The 347-nt window shown below is 61.7% G+C and carries 2 pseudogenes; both read left to right on the top strand.

Features of this window, described 5'->3' with window-relative positions:
- Window positions 1–219 (top strand): annotated as a pseudogene (locus AC0L3E_RS34675) (ABC transporter ATP-binding protein); the annotation flags it as partial.
- A pseudogene (locus tag AC0L3E_RS34670) lies at window positions 220–347 on the top strand (sugar ABC transporter permease); the annotation flags it as partial.

Raw genomic sequence — 347 nt, 5'->3', positions numbered from 1 at the left:
CCCGAATATGTCCGGCTCGGCCGCGAAGGCATGGCCGTGCAGGTCAGCAAGGTCGAGGATCTCGGCCGCCACAAGGTGGTGCGCGCCAAGCTCGAAGGCCGCGATATTTCTGCCGTGATCGGTGAGGACGAGACCCTGCCTGCCGATCCGAAGGTGCGGTTCGATCCGGCCGGCATCAACATCTATGCCGATTCCTGGCGTGTCGAGATGGAGGCCTAGATGGAGAAGACCTGGAACAACAAGGCCTGGTTCATGGTGCTGCCGGTCCTCCTGCTGGTGGCGTTCTCGGCGGTGATCCCGCTGATGACGGTGGTCAACTATTCGGTGCAGGACACGTTCGGAAACAA

Source organism: Mesorhizobium sp. WSM4822 (assembly GCF_055811155.1).
This window is presented reverse-complemented; position numbering and strand designations above follow the sequence as displayed.